Here is a 19,106-nt window from a genome sequence, read left to right as displayed (position 1 = left end):
CACAACGTTTATGTTTAAAACTACTGAAGACTCCAAAATCCAGATTTCCGAATTAATGCTACCATCTAACACCAACTTTGGTGGTAAAATACATGGTGGTTATATTCTAGGCTTAATGGATCAAATTGCTTTTGCTTGTGCCTCAAAACACTCCAGAAGTTATTGTGTTACAGCTTCTGTTGATAAAGTAAATTTTTTAAGACCTATTGAGGTTGGCGAATTAGTAACGATGAAAGCGTCTATTAATTACGTTGGTAAATCGTCAATGGTTGTTGGTATACGTGTTGAATCTGAAAACATAACAACAGGAGAGGTAAAACATTGTAATTCTTCTTACTTCACTATGGTTGCTGTCGATGAATTTGGAAAAACAGCATCAGTTCCTGGGTTAATCATAAAATCTAAAATTGAAGCTAAACGCTTTATTAGAGCGATTAAGCGTCGAGAAGACGATGCTAAAAAAGCTGAGTTTCTAAACGAAATCTATAAAAATGTTGACGATTATCTAGATTTACTTAAAGACTTTAGAGTAAAAATTGATATGAAATAAAAAAAGCCATCACAATGTGATGGCTTTTCAATATTTTGGTTTTAAACTTATTGTTTAATAAATCGCTTAGTCTGAGTAACTTTATCATTAGTCACTCTTACTAAATATACTCCATTCTTCCAATCAGATACATTGATTGAGGATTCTAGACGTGTTAAAACACCTTTGTACACTCGCTTTCCTAATACATCAAATACTTCAAGTTTAATATCATTATCCGTACTTGGTAATGTAATATTAAGCTTATTTTTTGCTGGATTTGGAGAAATAGTAAATTCATCCTTTTGATCAACATTAAGCTGTGCAAAAGAAAAAGCAGATACAAAAAACAATAAAAATAGTAGTTTTATTCTCATACTCGTACACTATTATACATGCTAAGTTAGCAAATATTAATTAATATACTTAACACGTCATCGAAAATTATGCCATTATTTGCTCAAATACATTTTTCTTCTTGCATACAAATCATAAAATTCGTCATCCTTTAAACTTTCGATAAACAAAATGCTTTCACCTGTACTCTTCATTTCAGGACCTAATTTTTTATTTACATTAGGGAACTTATTAAACGAAAAGACTGGTTGTTTTATAGCATAACCATCTAACTGTGGTTTAAAGTCAAAATCTGACACCTTCTTCTCTCCCAACATTACTTTTGTAGCATAATTAACGTAAGGCTCTTTGTAAGCTTTAGCTATAAAAGGTACAGTACGAGATGCTCTTGGGTTAGCTTCAATGATATAAACAATATCATCTTTAATTGCAAACTGAATATTGATTAAACCAACCGTATTCAGTGCCAACGCTATCTTTTTAGTATGGTCTTTGATTTGCTGCATTACAAACTCACCTAAATTGAAAGGTGGCAATGTTGCATTACTATCACCAGAGTGAATTCCGCATGGTTCAATATGTTCCATAATACCAATGATATAAACATTTTCTCCATCACAAATAGCATCTGCTTCAGCTTCTATTGCTCCATCCAAATAATGATCTAGAAGTAATTTATTTCCAGGAATCGATTTCAATAAATCAATAACATGCTCTTCTAATTCCTTTTTATTGATGACAATTTTCATCCCTTGACCACCTAGTACATAAGAAGGTCTTACCAAAATTGGAAAATCTAACACATCTGCAATAGCCAAAGCTTGATCAGCAGTTTCTGCAACGTCAAATTTTGGATAAGGAATATTATTTTCTTTCAATAAGGTTGAGAAACTTCCTCTGTCTTCAGCTAAATCTAAAGACTGGAAACTTGTACCCATGATCTTTACACCATATCTATCAAGCTTTTCTGCAAGTTTAAGAGCGGTCTGACCACCTAACTGTACAATAACTCCTTCTGGTTTTTCATGTTGAATGATATCATAAATATGTTCCCAGAAAACTGGTTCAAAATAAAGTTTATCAGCTGTGTCAAAATCTGTAGAAACCGTTTCTGGGTTACAGTTTATCATTATGGTTTCATAACCACATTCTGCTGCTGCTAATACACCATGTACACAACAATAATCAAACTCTATACCTTGACCTATACGGTTAGGTCCAGAACCTAGTACTATGATTTTTTTCTTATCCGTTACTAAACTTTCATTGGCTACTGTTACAGTACCATCTGCAGTTTCCACTTCACTCTCAAAAGTAGAATAGTAGTAAGGTGTTTGAGCTTTAAATTCAGCAGCACATGTATCTACCAATTTATAAACTCTATTAATCTTTAAATCTCTTCTTTTATTGTAAACTTCACTTTCTAAACATTTTAGCATATGGGCGATTTGTCTATCACCATAGCCTTTTTGTTTAGCTTCCAACAATAATTCTCTATCAATATTGTCAATATTATAAGTTGAAATTTCTTTTTCAAGGTGGAAAAGCTCTTCATATTGCTTTAAGAACCACATATCGATTTTTGTAATATCATGAATTCGACTCAAAGGAATTCCCATCTGTATCGCATCATAAATCACAAATACACGGTCCCAACTTGCATGTGTTAATTTATCTATGACCTCATCGTAATTCGTATAACCTCTACCATCAGCACCTAAACCGTTACGCTTAATTTCTAAAGATTGCGTTGCTTTGTGTAATGCTTCTTGGAACGAACGACCGATTGCCATAACCTCACCAACTGCTTTCATTTGAAGACCTAAAGTTCTATCAGAACCTTCAAACTTATCAAAATTCCAACGTGGTATTTTTACAATAACGTAGTCTAATGTAGGTTCAAATAAGGCTGAAGTTGATTTAGTAATTTGGTTATTTAATTCATCTAAAGTGTAACCTAAAGCTAACTTGGCTGCAATTTTAGCAATAGGATAACCCGTAGCTTTACTTGCCAATGCCGAAGAACGAGATACACGTGGGTTAATCTCAATTGCAATGATTTCCTCTTCTTCATCAGGACTCACCGCGAATTGAACATTACAACCACCTGCAAAGTCACCAATACTACGCATCATATGAATTGCCATATCACGCATTTTTTGGAATGTTCTATCAGATAATGTCATTGCTGGTGCTACAGTTATTGAGTCACCTGTATGAATTCCCATTGGATCCATATTTTCGATAGTACAAATAATAACCACGTTATCATTTCTATCACGAAGAAGCTCTAACTCATACTCTTTCCAACCCATCATAGCTTTATCAATCATTACTTCGTGGATTGGTGAAATTTCCAAACCTCTAGTTAGTGATTCATCAAATTCCTCTTCATTATAGACAATAGAAGCACCTGCTCCTCCTAAGGTAAAAGATGCTCTAATGCATAATGGAAATCCGAATTCTTGAGCAATTTCTTTTCCTTTTAAAAATGAAGTTGCCGTTGCCTGTGGTGCCATACCAACACCTATTTTCAACATTAACTCTCTAAATTTCTCTCTGTCTTCGGTAATATTAATAGCATCGATATCTACTCCGATGATTTTAACTCCAAAATCTTCCCAAATTCCTTTTTCATCAGCTTCAATACATAAGTTTAAAGCTGTTTGGCCACCCATTGTTGGTAAAACCGCATCAATTTGAGGGTGTTCCTTTAATATTTTAACTAAAGATTTTGTAGTTAGAGGCAACAAGTATACATGATCGGCCATTGTTGGATCTGTCATGATTGTTGCTGGGTTTGAATTGATAAGGATTGTTTCAATCCCGTCTTCTCTTAAAGATCTTAAGGCTTGTGAACCTGAATAATCGAATTCGCAAGCTTGACCAATAACTATTGGTCCTGATCCTATAAGTAAAATAGATTTGATGTTTTTATTCTTTGGCATGAGAGTATGTTTTGGTGTGCAAAAATAGTTATGAATTAGGTATAAAAAAAGGCGTTACACCTAAGTAACACCTTTAAAATATCAACAATTGTTAATCATTATTTCTTATGTCTTGATTCTGAAGATACAGATAATCTCTTTCTACCTTTAGCTCTTCTACGTGCTAAAACTTTTCTTCCGTTAACAGAAGCCATTCTTTCTCTGAAACCGTGCTTGTTTCTTCTCTTTCTTTTTGACGGCTGAAACGTTCTTTTTGGCATGACTTATATTTTTTTAAAACTAATTTTCTTTAATTAATTGAGCGGTATCTCAAAACTGGGTGCAAATATACAACAAGTTTTTACTTTAGCAAGTACTAAAATAAAAATATTTCTATTTGTTTTTATTACCTTTGCTCACCTCAAAAATAATATAGAATAATGTTCAATAAAAATATAAAACTTGCTATTGCTGTCCTTATTATTGGTTATGCTATCTATCAATTTATAGAAGGCTACATTGGGAACGGCATTATGTTTATTTTACTTTCTTTAATATTTATCTTTTTATACTTTAAAAACGAGTTTATACTTCTTGCGTTTTTAAAATTGAGAAAACAGGATTTTGAAGGTGCTAAAAAATGGTTAGACAAAATCAAAAATCCGGAAGGTGCCCTTGTAAAAAAGCAACAAGGTTATTTAAGCTATTTAAATGGTATTATGGTTTCTCAAACCAATATGAATGAAGCTGAAAAGTATTTCAAAAATGCTGTTAGTTTAGGTTTGTCTATGGATCATGACTTAGCGATGGCTAAGTTAAATTTAGCTGGTATTGCTTTTTCTAAAAGAAGAAAGCAAGAAGCTCAAAAATTATTAGCCGAAGCTGAAAAGCTTGACAAAAGGGATATGCTAGCTGACCAAATAAAGATGATGAAGCAACAAATGAAAAAGGCTTCTATCCCAAGACAACATTATGGTCAGCCAACTTCAGCAAGACAAAATAGAAGAAGTAGACGATAGATCTAATTCTTAATAAATTTCTTTACCTGCTTACCTGTATCGCTTTCTAAGGTAACTATGTATATTCCTGAATTGAGTTGACTTATATCAATTTCATCTTGATTAGATTCCGCATCTAAAGTAGATACTGTCTGACCAAGTGAATTGCTTATCACAATTTTATTAAACTGAACATTAGCTTTAATATTCAAAAAGTTTTTTGCCGGATTGGGATATAGGCCGAAGCTTTCTAATGTCTCTTCCTCAATACTTAAAGGAGTTAAATCTACTCTCGTAAAGTATTGTGATGACCCTGAAATTATACTTGTAGAAGTATTAGACCCTGTATCTAAACTAAATACACCTGAACTATTGGATACTAAAAATTCGCCATTATCTAATTCTATTACTCCACGCAAACTTGAAACGACACTCGAGTAATATTGCTGAGTTCCTGTAGCAACATCAAATTTATAAAGTCCACTTGGACTACTAAACCCTGTTACATAAATTGAATTATCGCTGCTATTATATTGTAATTGTTGAGGAAAATTAACAGAAGTTGTTATGGTTGACAAACTATTTCCGCTGTAATCATATCTTTCAATAGAGTTTGAAGAAATAAAACTTATTATAGCTTCCGTTCCTGTATCAATAACATCAAAAGGGCTATTAGGTGTAGCAAAGCTACCAATCAATGTACCATCTGTATTTAATCTTACTATCGCCGTTCCTGGTGCTTCATTACTTCCACCTGCGTTACATACCCAAACCTCACCGTTTACAAGAGCCATACCTCTAATATTATCTAAACCTATTGAGCTACTAATAGTATTAATGTAGCTTCCTGACAAATCAAAAATGTCTATTCTATCTGCAATTTGATCTGAGATCCATAATTCGTCATTAACTTGCAAAATATCTTTAGGTGTTGCTGCAGCTAAGGACGTCAAATCTATAAAATTATAATCAACAACACTGCCATCCGTCGGGTCCAGAAGCAATACTATATCTGAAGTATTTTGGGCTACAGCAATATATTCTTGAGAGAAGCTAAAATTGAAAAATAATGTAGTTAAAATGAATAAGAAGTAATTTTTTTTCATATCAAAAATGTTGGTTAGAACTTAAATCTACAACATTTCTAGCATTTATTCATTTAGGAAACAGTCTTTTGAGAGAAAAAGACGACTTATTTAAAGGAGTGGAGCTAAAAGACGTGCTAAAGCTTCTATAATTTTTGTTCGTTTAGACCTGTTTTGCCAAGATTCTAGTTCTAGTTTTTCACAGTCTTTAATATCCTCAAGAAAGATATCTTTTAACTCATTACTTACTCCTTTGCTATAGATTAACGCATTGACTTCAAAATTAATATTGAAGCTTCTGTAATCCATATTTGCTGTACCTATCGAACTAAATACACCATCAATTACCATAGTTTTAGCATGAACAAAACCTTTGGTGTAGTGATAAACTTCTACACCTGCTTCCAGTAAAGATTCTAAATATGAATTTGTTGCATACTCTGCAATCCAAGAATCTGATTTTTTTGGAACTATCATTTTCACCTTTAAATTACTACGAGAAGCTACTTGAAGTGCCGTAATAATTTCATCATTAGCAATAAAATATGGTGTGGTTATATAGATGTACTCTTCTGCATTAGTTATGGCTACAAAGACAGCTTCCATAATATTAGACCAATCGGTATCTGGACCACTAGCTGCTATTTGTAGAGGGACATTTTCTTTACAATTATGTTCTGGAAAATAGTCTTTTGAAATCTCCAATTCTTCTTCACTAGCAAAATCGTAAGAGGTAAAAAACAGAATCTGCAAAGGTTTTACTGCTTCACCTACAACTCTAAGGTGAGTATCTCTCCAATAGCGTTTATTATGAGCATTTACATAATTATCTGAAATGTTTACTCCACCAACATAACCAACTTTGCCATCTATAACCACAATCTTTCTATGGTCGCGATAATTCATTTGACCAGTAAATCTCGAAAATAATACAGGCATAAAAGAATGCATTTCTATGCCGCATTCCTTGATTCTTCGTTTCATTTTTGATGAAATGGAACTCCCTACATCATCAATTACAATTCTTACTTTAACTCCTTCACCTGCCTTATCACAAAGAATATCAAATAACTCTGTACCTATCTTATCGTCTTTTATAATAAAATACTCAAAATGAATATGGTGTTCTGCCTTTTTTAAGTCATCAAACAACAACTTAAACTTATCATCACCGTTTTTAATAATCTTTACAGAGTTATTAATAGTTAGCTTAGACTTTTCATTATTGTATAATAACGGTATGAGTTTTGATTTTTCATCTAGAAGATCATCAACAGCATTAATAGTTCTGGTATCCAGTTCTAATTCTTCTTGAATTTTTTTAACAACGGAATTGTTCAGTACATTTTTTCGACTGAAAATCTTTGTTTTTCTATATTCTTGTCCGAATAAGTAATAAAAAATCAATCCAACGAATGGAAAAACCAAAAGCCCTATGATATAACTTAGGGCTTTTGTTGGGTTTAATTTCTTTAAAAGTATTGTTGCTACAGCAGAAAGCGCCAAAATATAATTTAGCGCTATGAGTATTTTCCAGATATTATCTTTTATAAATTCCAATAATTCATTTATGGTTTTGTACTGTAATAACCTGCTTTAGGAATTTCAATTTCATATTGTTTTCTAGAACTGTTATTGAGATGCTTTTCTCTTAACCAAGGATTATGCAGTTTTAAAATCTTGTAGTTAATTCCGAATTTCTTAGCAAATTGCGCAAAGTCCGTCACTGCAGTATCAACTTCAACTTTATAAGTCGGTACTTCCTTATATAAATGACTTTTATTGAAATTAAAACCATACTTATCTGGATTAGATAAAATTTCTTTAAGTGCTATAATTCTAAAAACATATCTACCTGTTTCCTCACCTAATAACAGGTCATAATAACCTGAAACATCTTGCTGATTCAATCTTCTAGATACTCCTGCATTTCCTGCGTTATAAGCCGCAGCAGCTAAAGTCCAAGAACCAAGATTTTCTTTTGCCTTCTTTAAATAATCACAAGCTACTTCAGTTGCCTTTTCTAAATTATAACGCTCATCAACATTAGAGTTTACTTCTAATCCATTTTCTCTACCTGTAGCTTTCATTATTTGCCAAACACCTGTAGCACCTGCTGGTGAAACAGCATTGGTTAAACCACTTTCTATTACTGCTAGATATTTAAAATCATCTGGAACACCATTCTTTTTTAGAATAGGCTCAATAATTGGAAAGTACTTTTGCGCACGTTTAAACATCAACAAACCATTAGATTGCCAATAGGTATTTACTAAAAGCTCTCTATCCATACGCTCGTAAATATCTGGATTATCAACAGGAACCGGTTCCCCTGCAAAATTTAATCCTTCAGGCATTTCTAACGCATACACATTGTAATCATTTACCATTGGTTTTTCTTTTCCTATGGTATCATCCGATGGTGCTTTTTGCATCGAGAATATCAATATTCCTGATACTGAAATGACACCAATCACTGCCAAAATATTTTTTAAGAATTTCATTTTCTAATTTTTTCTAAATTTAATAAACTAATCAATACTTTCAAATTCAAGATTCTATAAGTTTTGGTAAATTTTCGTTAAACCATTTATACTTATTTATGATCATAATATGTGTTCCACCTTTTAGTATAATGCAATTTCCTGTACAAGAATGCGGAAAAACTACATCCTTATCTCCGTGAATATATATAGCATCTGGATTGGGTTCTTCTTGTTCCCAACAAACAATCTCTTTTATAGCCCAATCTAAATAAGCTGTATCACTAACCGAAAGGTATTTTTTATATAAATCTACACGTTTCTTAATCGTTTCACCTAAAGCATATTTTGCCAATAAATCAATATTAGCAACCAATCGTGTTGGTAATACTTTGTATGCTTTTGTATGTTTTAAGAATTTTAAACGTTTTGGAAGTTCGTGATGTGATTTGATACTTGAGACTACAAATAGTTTTTTAACCTTTATAAACTTGCTCATTTCTTGAACCAACATACCTCCAAACGATACACCAAGTAAAACAATATCTTCATACTCAATAAACTCGCACATACGCTTAGCGTATTCACTTAAAGTTTCCCCTTTAAGTGGCATTTGCCATTCTAACCAATGGATTTTATACTTGTCTTCTGGTAACTTTATATACTCAAAAATGGATGGATTAGCAGCCATTCCTGGCATAAGGTAAACATGAGTTAAATTCTGATTTTCCATCATTTTTTGAGTTTTATTTAATTATCTACTTTAAATCAACCTCACAATCGCCTATTGTATAATGTTTTAACAGTTTCCACTTCAGATTTTGATTGATTTTTCGTACCTTTGCATTGCAAAACTATGGAAAAACATAGTATCTACACGCCAACCGCTAATCTAAAATTAAAGAATTATGACTGAAACTGCTGAACTAATTGATAACGATTTCTTACGTCAATTTGAACTAAAGGTTGATAATGACATGGCTGTTATTGAGTATTCTTTGCAAGAGCGAAAAATATTTTTGACCAAAATGATTATTCCAGAGGCAATTAAATCTGATGAATTTGAAGTAGACTTTGTAGACTTGGTATTTAGCAACATTAAAGAACGAAACATTAGTGTTGTACCTACAAGTCCTGAAATTGCTAAATTCGTTAGAAGAAACAGAAAGTACAAACGTATGTTACCTGTTGGTATTCGTATATAATTTCTAAGAAAATCAAACAAAAAGCCGAAGTTTAAACTTCGGCTTTTTGTTTATTAACTTGCTAGTTCTTTTATAAAATCGAATCTCACTAATCCGTCTTCATCTATTTTAGTGAGCTCTACTTCATGAAGCGTATTAACCAATTCCGGATTCCATGGAGCTTTAACCTTTACATAGTTTTCTGTAAAACCATGAATATATCCTTCTTTATTTTCACCTTCAAACAACACTGTTCTTGTAGAGTTTAACTGCTCCTCATAAAATGCTCTACGCTTTTTAGCCGATAAGCCACGTAACATCTTACTACGTTTAGAGCGTACTTTTTTAGGTACTACTCCATTCATTTGAGCAGCTTCGGTATTATCTCTCTCTGAATAGGTAAAAACATGCAAATATGAAATATCTAAATCATTCAAGAAATTATAGGTTTCTAGAAAATGTTCATCTGTTTCTCCTGGAAAACCAACAATAACATCAACACCTATACATGCATGCGGCATTACTTCTTTTATTTTAGAAACACGATCCATATACAATTCTCGCATATAACGACGCTTCATTTTTTTAAGAATATCATTACTTCCACTTTGTAATGGCACATGAAAATGCGGTACAAATGCTCGTGATTCTGAAACCAATTCTATAGTTTCATTCTTTAATAAATTTGGTTCTATAGAAGAAATTCTTAACCTTTCTATACCTTCAACTTTATCTAGTTCAGTAACTAAATCCAAAAAAGTGTGTTCGTGCTTTTTATTACCAAATTCACCTTTTCCATAATCACCAATATTAACTCCTGTGAGTACTATTTCTTTTATATCTTGTTCTGAAATTTCCTTTGCATTTTTCAGAACATTGTTCATGGTATCACTTCTTGAAATACCTCTAGCCAAAGGAATTGTACAATAGGTACATTTATAATCACAACCGTCTTGCACTTTTAAAAATGCTCTGGTTCTATCACCTATTGAATAAGAACCTACATAAAAATCCGCCTCGTTGATCTCGCAACTATGTACTTCACCTTGATCGTTTTTAGACAAATCATTAAGATAACTCGTGAGTTTAAATTTCTCTGTTGCACCCAAAACCAAATCAACACCATCAACATCAGCTAACTCTTCAGGCTTGAGCTGCGCATAACAACCAATGGCAGCAACAAAAGCATCTGGATTAGTTTTTTGAGCTTGCTTTACAATCGTTTTAAATCGCTTATCTGCATTTTCGGTAACAGAACAGGTATTTATAACATAGATATCTGCATTTTCATTAAAATCTACACGATCAAAACCTTCGTCTTTAAAACTTCTTGCAATTGTAGAAGTTTCAGAAAAGTTAAGCTTACAACCTAAAGTATAAAACGCTACTTTTTTTGTTTCCATTTTTTTATCCTGAATTTGTTTCAGGGGCTTTTTAAATTTACCTTTAGCATTTAAAACCAAAAGTACATTTAGTTTTTGTGGCTGCAAATTTACAACATTATACTAATATGCTAAAACTGAATAACTCGTTATTCATATTGATTATAATTCCGTTGTTGCTATGCAATTGCTCATCTAAACGAAAATCTAATCAAGATCATCTCGTCTTTAGATATAATGAACACAAAAATATAGGCTCTTTAGACCCTGCTTTTTCTAAAGACCTTGCCGATATTTGGGCTACACACCAGTTATTTAATGGATTGGTACAAATGGATGACCAACTCAACGTTAAAGCTTGTATTGCAAAAGATTGGACCATTACAGATAGCGCTAAAACATACACTTTTAACCTAAAGAAAGATGTTTATTTCCATAAGCATCAATTGTTTAGCACTTCGACATCGCTCAGTAACCAAGATTCTACAAGAACAGTAAAAGCATCAGACTTTGAATATAGTTTCAACAGATTAAGAGACAAAGCCATTGCTTCTCCTGGAAGCTGGGTTCTCAATAAGGTTGAAAATTTTTATGCGGTAAATGACTCTACATTTCAAATAAAATTAAAACAACCTTTTCCTGCATTTTTAGGGTTGTTAACTATGAAATATTGCTCAGTTGTGCCTAAAGAAATTGTTGAGCATTACGGTAGCGAATTTAGATCTAACCCAATTGGCACTGGTCCTTTTAAATTTAAGCGTTGGGAAGAAAACATAAAACTCGTTTTTAGACGGAATAATAATTATTTTGAAGTAGACAATAATGGCAAACAGTTACCTTACCTCGAAGCCATTGCCATAACATTTCTTCCAGACAAACAAAGTGAGTTTTTACAATTTGCTCAAGGTAATATTGATTTTGTCTCAGGTTTAGATGCTTCATACAAAGACGAAATTTTAACCGCTGAAGGTCAGTTAAGACCTCTTTATGCTGAAGATGTAAATATGATTAGAGGTCCATACTTAAACACTGAGTATTTAGCCTTTTTTATGGAAACTGAAATCTCAGAAATTCAGTCTCAAAAGTTAAGAAAAGCCATAAATTATGGTTTTGACAGAGCAAAAATGATGACATATTTAAGAAACGGGATTGGCATACCTGCTTATGGAGGATTTATCCCAAAAGGACTTCCTGGTTATGACGATTCAATAGGATTTACCTACCAACCTGAAAAAGCAAAGCAATTACTTTTAGAATTTAAAGCTGAAACTGGTATTCAAAATCCTAAAGTCACTTTGACTACAACCAGTAATTACCTTAGCTTTTGTGAATTTATTCAACGTGAAATACAGAAGATTGGAATCAATGTCAATGTAGATGTGATTCCTGCATCGAGTTTAAAAGACGCTAAAGCCAATGGCCAACTCGATTTTTTCAGAGCCAGCTGGATTGCTGATTATCCTGATGCTGAAAACTATTTATCACTTTATTACAGTAAGAATTTTGCTCCAAACGGACCAAATTATACACATTACTCAAACGATACATTCGATAAATTGTATGAAGCCGCTTATCTAGAAACAGACCCCAAAATTAGAGCTCAACTCTATACTAAAATGGATTCGCTGATTATGAGTTCAGCTCCTATTGTACCAATGTTTTATGATGAAGTTGTCCGTTTTACTAGAAAAGAGATAAAGGGTCTTGGGATTAATGCTACTAATTTGTTGGAATTGAAATCAGTTAAAAAAACTACTAATCTTTTATCTGATTGATAATTCTTTCTAAATATTCTTTACCATAGGTTGACACATCTTCATTAAACAACTCGTTTAGACTAAATGATTCAAAATAACTACAACCAACTGCATACGTAAACCAAGCCTTCAGATTTTTTAACTTTATTAATAAGTTTTGCTTCATCTTCCGATAATTCATATTTGTTCAGATCTGTTAGTTTTTCCAATGAAAGAACAGACATATATCTCTCTGCATTATTGTTAGATGATAATTGATTTGAAATCCACTTATAATCTTTATCAATCAATTTTTTGAAATATTTTAATACAGTCTCTGAAGGGCTTCCAGCATAGTTACATGCAAATCCGATAATTTCATCTTGATTTACATCTCTCTGAGCATTAGTATAATTAACCAACGTCATAAAAGTAATTACACAAAAAATTCTGAGAGTAATTTTCATTTTTAAAACTTATTGAAATAGTACAAATCATCACCACCTTCACCTCTTGTTCTTCTTGAAGAAAGATAACCTGTAGTTAAATCGTCATTTAAAAAGAATGAAAAGTCGTCACCAATAGTATTAATTGGGTCATCTAAGCATACTGCTTCTTGATTTTCATCATCAGACTCTAAATCGTACACGTAAATATCCAAACCTCCTTTTCCACCTCTTCTATCAGAAGTGAAATATAATTTGTTATCTGCACTTACAAAAGGGTAGCCTTCAGACCTAGAAGAATTTATTGAATCATTAAGACGCTCTACCTCGCCATAGGTTTCATGGTTAGATACCGATACTTTGTAAAGATCTGACTTTCCTTTTTTACCTTTTAGGTCAGCAAAAAAGTAAAGCGTAGAACCGTCTGGACTCAAAGCTGGATGACCAAAATTATTTTCAGGATTACAAAAAGGTAAAGTTGTGAAGTTTACCCAACCTCTGCCCTCAATATATTCTGCACGTTGAATTATAAGGTTTCGTGTGTTATAGCCTTTAATTTTATTTTCAGCTTTTCTGTCTGCATTAGAGGTAAAATACATGTACTTCCCATCACTTGAAAACGTCGCAATAGACATATTAAATGTTCCTATCTCCATTTTTTCAATAGGTTTTACATTGGTAATTTCACCCTCACCATCAAACTCACCTTCATACAAACCATAAATACTTTGTCCAAAGTTATCTTTAAGCGGTTTTTCTCTTCTATTCACAAGATTTGAGCTAAAGTATATTTTTTGACCAACGACACGCGCAGCAAAGTGATCCAAGTCGTTATTTATCTTAAGCTGTTTTAATTCTACATCTTTACTCTGGGAAAATGTAGAATTTAGGCTAAGCAATACTAATAATAGGGTAAATTTGGTTTTCATGATTCTAAATTATTTCTATTCTCTTCTATATTTTTTAGTTTCTTCGAACACATATTCTAAAATAGCTTTGTCTTTTTCTGAAAACTCTTCATCTCTTCTTGCCATTACCACTTCCGCAACTTCAAAAGCTTTACTGGTCTTGTAAGTGACAAAACCTTTACTTCCTCCCCAAGAAAAACTAGGCACAAAATTGCGTGGAAAACCACTTCCGAATATGTTAGCACTAACACCAACAACTGTACCAGTATTAAACATGGTATTAATTCCACATTTACTGTGGTCTCCCATCATAAGTCCACAAAACTGTAATCCTGTTTTAGCAAAACCTTCGGTTTGATAATCCCAAAGTCTTACTTCAGCATAATTATTTTTAAGATTACTATTATTAGAATCTGCACCAAGATTACACCATTCACCTAAGACAGAATTTCCCAAAAAACCATCATGTCCTTTGTTGGAATATCCGAAAATTACAGAATTATTAACCTCACCACCAACTTTACTGTGAGGACCAATGGTTGTTGGACCATAGATCTTTGCACCCAGTTTTAATGTTGCATGGTCGCACAAAGCAAAAGGGCCTCTAACAATTGAGCCTTCCATAACTTCTGAATCTCTACCAATATAAATTGGACCAGAACTCGCATTGAGAATTGCAAAATTTAGTGTTGCTCCAGGCTCTATAAAAATATCATCAGGATTTATAGTACTTACAGTTGAAGGGATAGGTTGTGACTTTCTACCTTTAGTTATAAGATTAAAATCTTCGGCCAAAGCTTCTCCATTTTTGGCAAAAATATCCCAAGTATGTTCAATTTTAATAATCTCACCATCAAACTCAACAGTTTCAAACTTTGAAAAATCTGTAACCTCTTCTCCTTCCTTAGCAAAAAACGCAATAACATCTTCATCTTTAAACAAAGCTTGGTTTTCTTCAAGACTCTTCACAACTTCAATAACTTCAAGATTTGGAAGAAAAGAAGCATTAATCATAATATTTTCTTCCATTTCAATCATCGGAAACTTATCAGACAAATAATCTTCTGTAACCGTTGTTGTGGTATACTCCAAATACGATTCCCATTTTTGGCGAATAGTTAGTATTCCAACTCTAAGATCTGCAACTGGTCTTGTAAATGTGAATGGCAATAGATTATTGCGATATGGACCATCAAAAAGAATATAATTCATAGTGTGTTTAAAGTTAGAAGTCATTCATGGTTATGATTTCAAAAATAACCTAATTGCCGAAAACAAAAAAGCCTTTCTTTATCAGAAAGGCTTTTTAATATTTTGATATACTTAAGCTTATTTTTTAAACTTTGCGTATTTGTTTTTGAACTTATCAATACGACCAGCTGTATCTACTAATTTAGATTTACCAGTGTAGTAAGGGTGTGATGTTCTAGAGATTTCCAACTTAACTAATGGATATTCTACACCATCAACTTCAATAGTTTCATTTGTATTTGCAGTAGACTTGCTTAAAAATACATCATCGTTAGACATATCTTTGAACGCTACTATTCTATAATTTTCTGGATGTATTCCTGCTTTCATCACTAAATGCTTTAAAATAATTCGATTTTTTCGAGGTGCAAATTTAAGCAAATTTTATTATTGCACAATGTTTTTATAAAATTTTATTTCAATCAATTTAGTGTAACATTTAGTTATCTTTGAATACTAACTAAGCAATTAACTAATTAAATCAACTTTATTATGGAACATCAAACACCTTCAATTAAGCCCATAGCATATACTTATGGATTATACTCAGCTTTACTAAGTATAGCAGGATTAATAATTATGTATGTTGCAAATATGGACAAAAATTGGATTCTATCTTCAATAAGCGTTGTTGTAAGCATATTGATTTTTGTTTACGGTATTAAAGCTTTTAAAACTGCTAACGCCAATATACTCTCGCTAGGACAAGCTATAAAAGTTGGTCTTGCTATTGCTGTTATTGCAGGTGTTATAACCGCTATTTATTCGTATGTGCATTATGAATTTATCTATCCAGAGTTTATAGAAATGCAAAAAGAAACAGCCTACAACCAAATGATTGAACAAAACCCTAACATGACAGATGAACAAATAGAACAAGCTATGAGCATTAGCAACCTTTTTATGAACTCTACATTCTTTAGTCTATCTTCAATTTTAGGGTCTTTAATCTTTGGTCTAATTGTTTCCTTAATTGCTGGATTAATCATGAAAAATGACCGATAAAATCTGCTTAAATAATTTACTTATTTTTGAAGTCTAGAATTTAGACCATTCAAAATATGAATATATCAGTAGTTATACCACTACTTAACGAAGAAGAATCTTTAAAAGAACTACACGATTGGATTGTATCTGTGATGCAATCCAATTCGTTTTCTTATGAAATTATCTTTATTGACGATGGTAGTACTGATGATTCTTGGCAAATTATAACAAAACTTTCAGAAGCTAATCCCAACGTTAAGGGCATTCGTTTTCTGAAAAACTTTGGAAAATCTCAGGCCTTACACGCTGGTTTTGCAAAAGCCGAAGGAAATGTTGTTATAACCATGGATGCCGATTTACAGGATAATCCTGAAGAGATTCCAGAATTGTATCAAATGATTTCAGAAGAGAAATTCGATTTGGTTTCTGGTTGGAAAAAGAAACGTTTCGATTCTTATTTCTCTAAAAATTTACCTTCAAAACTATTTAATTGGGCTGCCAGAAAAACTTCTGGTGTAACGCTTAATGATTTCAATTGTGGTCTTAAAGCCTATAGCAACCAAGTTGTGAAGCATATTGATGTTTATGGAGAAATGCATCGATATATCCCTGTTTTGGCAAAAAATGCTGGGTTTATAAATATTGGTGAAAAGGTCGTAAAACATCAAGCTAGAAAGTATGGCAAAACCAAATTTGGTATGAACCGATTTATAAATGGTTTTTTAGATTTAATCACCATTTGGTTTATTTCTCGTTTTGGTAGACGACCAATGCACTTATTTGGTTCGCTTGGTGTTATAATGTTTATTATTGGTTTCGGCTTTGCTTTTTACTTAGGTGTAGATAAATTGTTTATCAACCCAACAGGAAGACTTATTACTGACCGTCCACAATTCTACATAGCGCTTTCAACCATGATTATAGGTTCTCAATTTTTTATCGCTGGTTTTTTAGGCGAACTCATTTTAAGAACTAAAAGGCAACAACAGCGTTATTTCGTTAAAGAAGAATTTTAACCCGTAAATTTCATCGTATTTTAAAGTGCTGTTACTCATTAGTAACAGCCTAAATGTTTATTTTTGTATAAAACAACAATAATTATATCATGATTCACATAAAACCAGAAATTTTAGAGAGCGTTAATGCATGGTTAACACCTGCTTTTGATAGTGAAACTCAAGAACAAATTAAAAATTTAATTGCATCTAATCCTAAGGAATTAGAAGAGAGCTTTTACAAAAATTTAGAATTTGGAACTGGTGGAATGCGAGGTATCATGGGACTTGGTACAAATCGTATCAATAAATATACATTAGGAAAAAACACGCAAGGCCTTAGTAATTACCTAAATGCATCCTTTCCTAACGAAACTGTGAAAGTAGCTATTGCTTACGATTGCAGACATAATAGTCAGACTTTCGGAAAAGTTGTTGCTGACGTATTTTCTGCAAATGGGATTCAGGTATATTTATTTGAAGATTTAAGACCTACGCCAGAATTATCTTTTGCTTTAAAGCATTTAAATTGCCATTGTGGCATTGTATTGACAGCATCTCATAACCCACCAGAATACAACGGTTATAAAGTGTATTGGCAAGATGGCGGACAATTAGTACCACCACAAGACGGAGAAATTATTGCTGAAATAAATAAATTGGATTATTCTGAGATTAAATTTGAAGCTAATTCAGACCTAATTCAATATATAGGAAAAGATGTAGACGATGTTTTTATTGAAAACTCAATTAAAAATGGAAGTTTTGAAACCTCAAAAGAAGCTAAAGAAAACCTAAATATTGTTTTCACTTCACTTCATGGCACATCAATCATGGCAATCCCAGAAACCTTAAAACGCGCTGGTTACACCAATGTTAATATTGTTGAAGAACAACGTGAGCCAAACGGTAATTTTCCAACCGTGGTTTCTCCAAATCCTGAAGAACCAGAAGCTTTAAAAATGGCTATGGAACTAGCCGAAAAAGTTGATGGAGATATTGTCATTGGTACAGATCCTGACTGTGATCGTTTGGGTGTTGTTGTTCGTAACCTTGAAGGTGAATTGGTGATTCTTAACGGGAATCAAACCATGATTTTAATGACAGATTTCCTTTTAAAACAATGGAAAAAAGAAGGCAAAATTAACGGCAACCAGTTTGTAGGTTCTACAATTGTATCTACTCCAATGATGACCGCTTTAGCAAATGCTTATAATGTTGAATGTAAAATTGGACTTACAGGCTTTAAATGGATTGCCAAAATGATTAAAGATTTCCCTGAGATGGACTTTATCGGAGGTGGTGAAGAAAGCTTTGGTTATATGGTTGGTGATTTTGTAAGAGATAAAGATGCTGTTACTTCTACCCTTTTGGCTTGTGAAATTGCAGCCCAAGCAAAAGCTGAAGGGAAAACATTATATCAAAAATTAATTGACTTATATGTTGAACACGGTTTCTTTAAGGAGCGTTTAATATCTCTTACTAAAAAAGGTATTGAAGGTGCTCAAGAAATAAAACAAATGATGATTGATGCTAGAAATAATCCATTAAAAGAAATTAATGGTGAAAAAGTAGTTCTTATTGAAGATTATCAAACGTCGACTGCAAAAAATCTTCAAACACAAGAAGAGACTGCTATTGATATCCCAAAATCAAACGTTTTAATCTATTATACAGAGGAAGGTAGCAAAATAGCATTAAGACCAAGTGGTACTGAACCAAAAATTAAATTCTATATCAGTGTAAACACAGATCTTGACAATGTGTCTGATTTCGCCAAAACGGAACAAGAATTGGAAAATAAGATTGACGCTATCCTAAAGGATATGAATTTATAG

The 19,106-nt window shown here is 32.5% G+C and carries 19 protein-coding genes; 7 read left to right on the top strand and 12 right to left on the bottom strand.

Annotation, left to right across the window (positions count from 1 at the left end; translation table 11 throughout):
- Positions 1-10: 10 nt before the first annotated feature.
- Complete coding sequence (locus tag QGM60_RS15565; protein ID WP_281141177.1) at positions 11-550, top strand: acyl-CoA thioesterase; 540 nt, start codon at positions 11-13, stop codon at positions 548-550.
- 47 nt (positions 551-597) lie between these two features.
- Here the strand turns inward: QGM60_RS15565 and QGM60_RS15560 are convergent, their stop codons facing one another.
- The 3 genes from QGM60_RS15560 to rpmH all read right to left on the bottom strand — a co-directional run bounded on the left by QGM60_RS15560 (position 598) and on the right by rpmH (position 4,094).
- Positions 598-906 carry a T9SS type A sorting domain-containing protein gene (locus tag QGM60_RS15560; RefSeq protein ID WP_281141176.1) on the bottom strand — a complete coding sequence of 103 codons (309 nt, stop codon included), beginning with the start codon at positions 904-906 and terminating at the stop codon, positions 598-600.
- A gap of 75 nt (positions 907-981) precedes the next feature.
- The gene (gene carB, locus QGM60_RS15555) at positions 982-3,834 is read right to left on the bottom strand and encodes a carbamoyl-phosphate synthase large subunit (protein ID WP_281141175.1); all 2,853 of its coding nucleotides are present in this window, start codon (positions 3,832-3,834) and stop codon (positions 982-984) included.
- Between the two features lie 98 nt (positions 3,835-3,932).
- Positions 3,933-4,094 (bottom strand): 50S ribosomal protein L34, encoded by a 162-nt coding sequence (gene rpmH, locus QGM60_RS15550; RefSeq protein WP_281141174.1) that lies wholly within the window; start codon positions 4,092-4,094, stop codon positions 3,933-3,935.
- 159 nt (positions 4,095-4,253) lie between these two features.
- Here rpmH and QGM60_RS15545 point away from each other — a divergent pair, with 159 nt between their 5' ends.
- Positions 4,254-4,832, top strand: a complete 579-nt coding sequence (locus QGM60_RS15545; RefSeq protein WP_281141173.1) for a DUF2892 domain-containing protein — start codon at positions 4,254-4,256, stop codon at positions 4,830-4,832.
- 2 nt (positions 4,833-4,834) lie between these two features.
- On the opposite strand, the gene QGM60_RS15540 is transcribed toward QGM60_RS15545, so the two are convergent.
- From QGM60_RS15540 to QGM60_RS15525, 4 genes are all read right to left on the bottom strand, one after another.
- A complete protein-coding gene (locus QGM60_RS15540) occupies positions 4,835-5,917 on the bottom strand; it encodes a T9SS type A sorting domain-containing protein (protein WP_281141172.1) in 1,083 nt (360 codons plus the stop codon).
- Between the two features lie 90 nt (positions 5,918-6,007).
- Positions 6,008-7,456, bottom strand: a complete 1,449-nt coding sequence (gene cls / locus QGM60_RS15535) for a cardiolipin synthase (protein WP_281141171.1) — start codon at positions 7,454-7,456, stop codon at positions 6,008-6,010.
- An 8-nt stretch (positions 7,457-7,464) separates the two neighbouring features.
- Positions 7,465-8,400, bottom strand: coding sequence for a lytic transglycosylase domain-containing protein (locus QGM60_RS15530; RefSeq protein WP_281141170.1), 936 nt, complete (start codon positions 8,398-8,400; stop codon positions 7,465-7,467).
- A gap of 46 nt (positions 8,401-8,446) precedes the next feature.
- On the bottom strand, positions 8,447-9,112 hold the full coding sequence (locus QGM60_RS15525) for an alpha/beta hydrolase (protein WP_281141169.1): 666 nt from the start codon (positions 9,110-9,112) through the stop codon (positions 8,447-8,449).
- A 175-nt stretch (positions 9,113-9,287) separates the two neighbouring features.
- Here QGM60_RS15525 and QGM60_RS15520 point away from each other — a divergent pair, with 175 nt between their 5' ends.
- Positions 9,288-9,584, top strand: coding sequence for an N-acetyltransferase (locus QGM60_RS15520; protein WP_281141168.1), 297 nt, complete (start codon positions 9,288-9,290; stop codon positions 9,582-9,584).
- A gap of 53 nt (positions 9,585-9,637) precedes the next feature.
- On the opposite strand, the gene mtaB is transcribed toward QGM60_RS15520, so the two are convergent.
- Positions 9,638-10,966, bottom strand: coding sequence for a tRNA (N(6)-L-threonylcarbamoyladenosine(37)-C(2))-methylthiotransferase MtaB (gene mtaB / locus QGM60_RS15515; RefSeq protein WP_281141167.1), 1,329 nt, complete (start codon positions 10,964-10,966; stop codon positions 9,638-9,640).
- A 107-nt stretch (positions 10,967-11,073) separates the two neighbouring features.
- Here mtaB and QGM60_RS15510 point away from each other — a divergent pair, with 107 nt between their 5' ends.
- Positions 11,074-12,720 (top strand): ABC transporter substrate-binding protein, encoded by a 1,647-nt coding sequence (locus QGM60_RS15510; RefSeq protein WP_281141166.1) that lies wholly within the window; start codon positions 11,074-11,076, stop codon positions 12,718-12,720.
- A gap of 80 nt (positions 12,721-12,800) precedes the next feature.
- Here QGM60_RS15510 and QGM60_RS15505 read toward each other — a convergent pair whose 3' ends face one another.
- From QGM60_RS15505 to QGM60_RS15490, 4 genes are all read right to left on the bottom strand, one after another.
- On the bottom strand, positions 12,801-13,109 hold the full coding sequence (locus QGM60_RS15505; protein WP_281141165.1) for a hypothetical protein: 309 nt from the start codon (positions 13,107-13,109) through the stop codon (positions 12,801-12,803).
- Positions 13,110-13,150: 41 nt separating this feature from the next.
- A complete protein-coding gene (locus QGM60_RS15500; RefSeq protein WP_281141164.1) occupies positions 13,151-14,056 on the bottom strand; it encodes a hypothetical protein in 906 nt (301 codons plus the stop codon).
- Between the two features lie 15 nt (positions 14,057-14,071).
- Positions 14,072-15,247, bottom strand: coding sequence for a GlmU family protein (locus QGM60_RS15495; RefSeq protein ID WP_281141163.1), 1,176 nt, complete (start codon positions 15,245-15,247; stop codon positions 14,072-14,074).
- A 117-nt stretch (positions 15,248-15,364) separates the two neighbouring features.
- Positions 15,365-15,616, bottom strand: a complete 252-nt coding sequence (locus tag QGM60_RS15490; protein ID WP_281141162.1) for a type B 50S ribosomal protein L31 — start codon at positions 15,614-15,616, stop codon at positions 15,365-15,367.
- 162 nt (positions 15,617-15,778) lie between these two features.
- On the opposite strand from QGM60_RS15490, the gene QGM60_RS15485 reads away from it, so the two are divergent.
- The 3 genes from QGM60_RS15485 to QGM60_RS15475 all read left to right on the top strand — a co-directional run bounded on the left by QGM60_RS15485 (position 15,779) and on the right by QGM60_RS15475 (position 19,106).
- Complete coding sequence (locus QGM60_RS15485; protein WP_281141161.1) at positions 15,779-16,291, top strand: DUF4199 domain-containing protein; 513 nt, start codon at positions 15,779-15,781, stop codon at positions 16,289-16,291.
- A 56-nt stretch (positions 16,292-16,347) separates the two neighbouring features.
- Positions 16,348-17,289, top strand: a complete 942-nt coding sequence (locus tag QGM60_RS15480; protein ID WP_281141160.1) for a glycosyltransferase family 2 protein — start codon at positions 16,348-16,350, stop codon at positions 17,287-17,289.
- A gap of 89 nt (positions 17,290-17,378) precedes the next feature.
- Positions 17,379-19,106, top strand: coding sequence for a phospho-sugar mutase (locus QGM60_RS15475; protein ID WP_281141159.1), 1,728 nt, complete (start codon positions 17,379-17,381; stop codon positions 19,104-19,106).

The sequence above is a fragment of the Winogradskyella sp. SYSU M77433 genome (assembly GCF_029911945.1).
Taxonomy (GTDB): Bacteria; Bacteroidota; Bacteroidia; order Flavobacteriales; family Flavobacteriaceae; genus Winogradskyella.
This window is presented reverse-complemented; position numbering and strand designations above follow the sequence as displayed.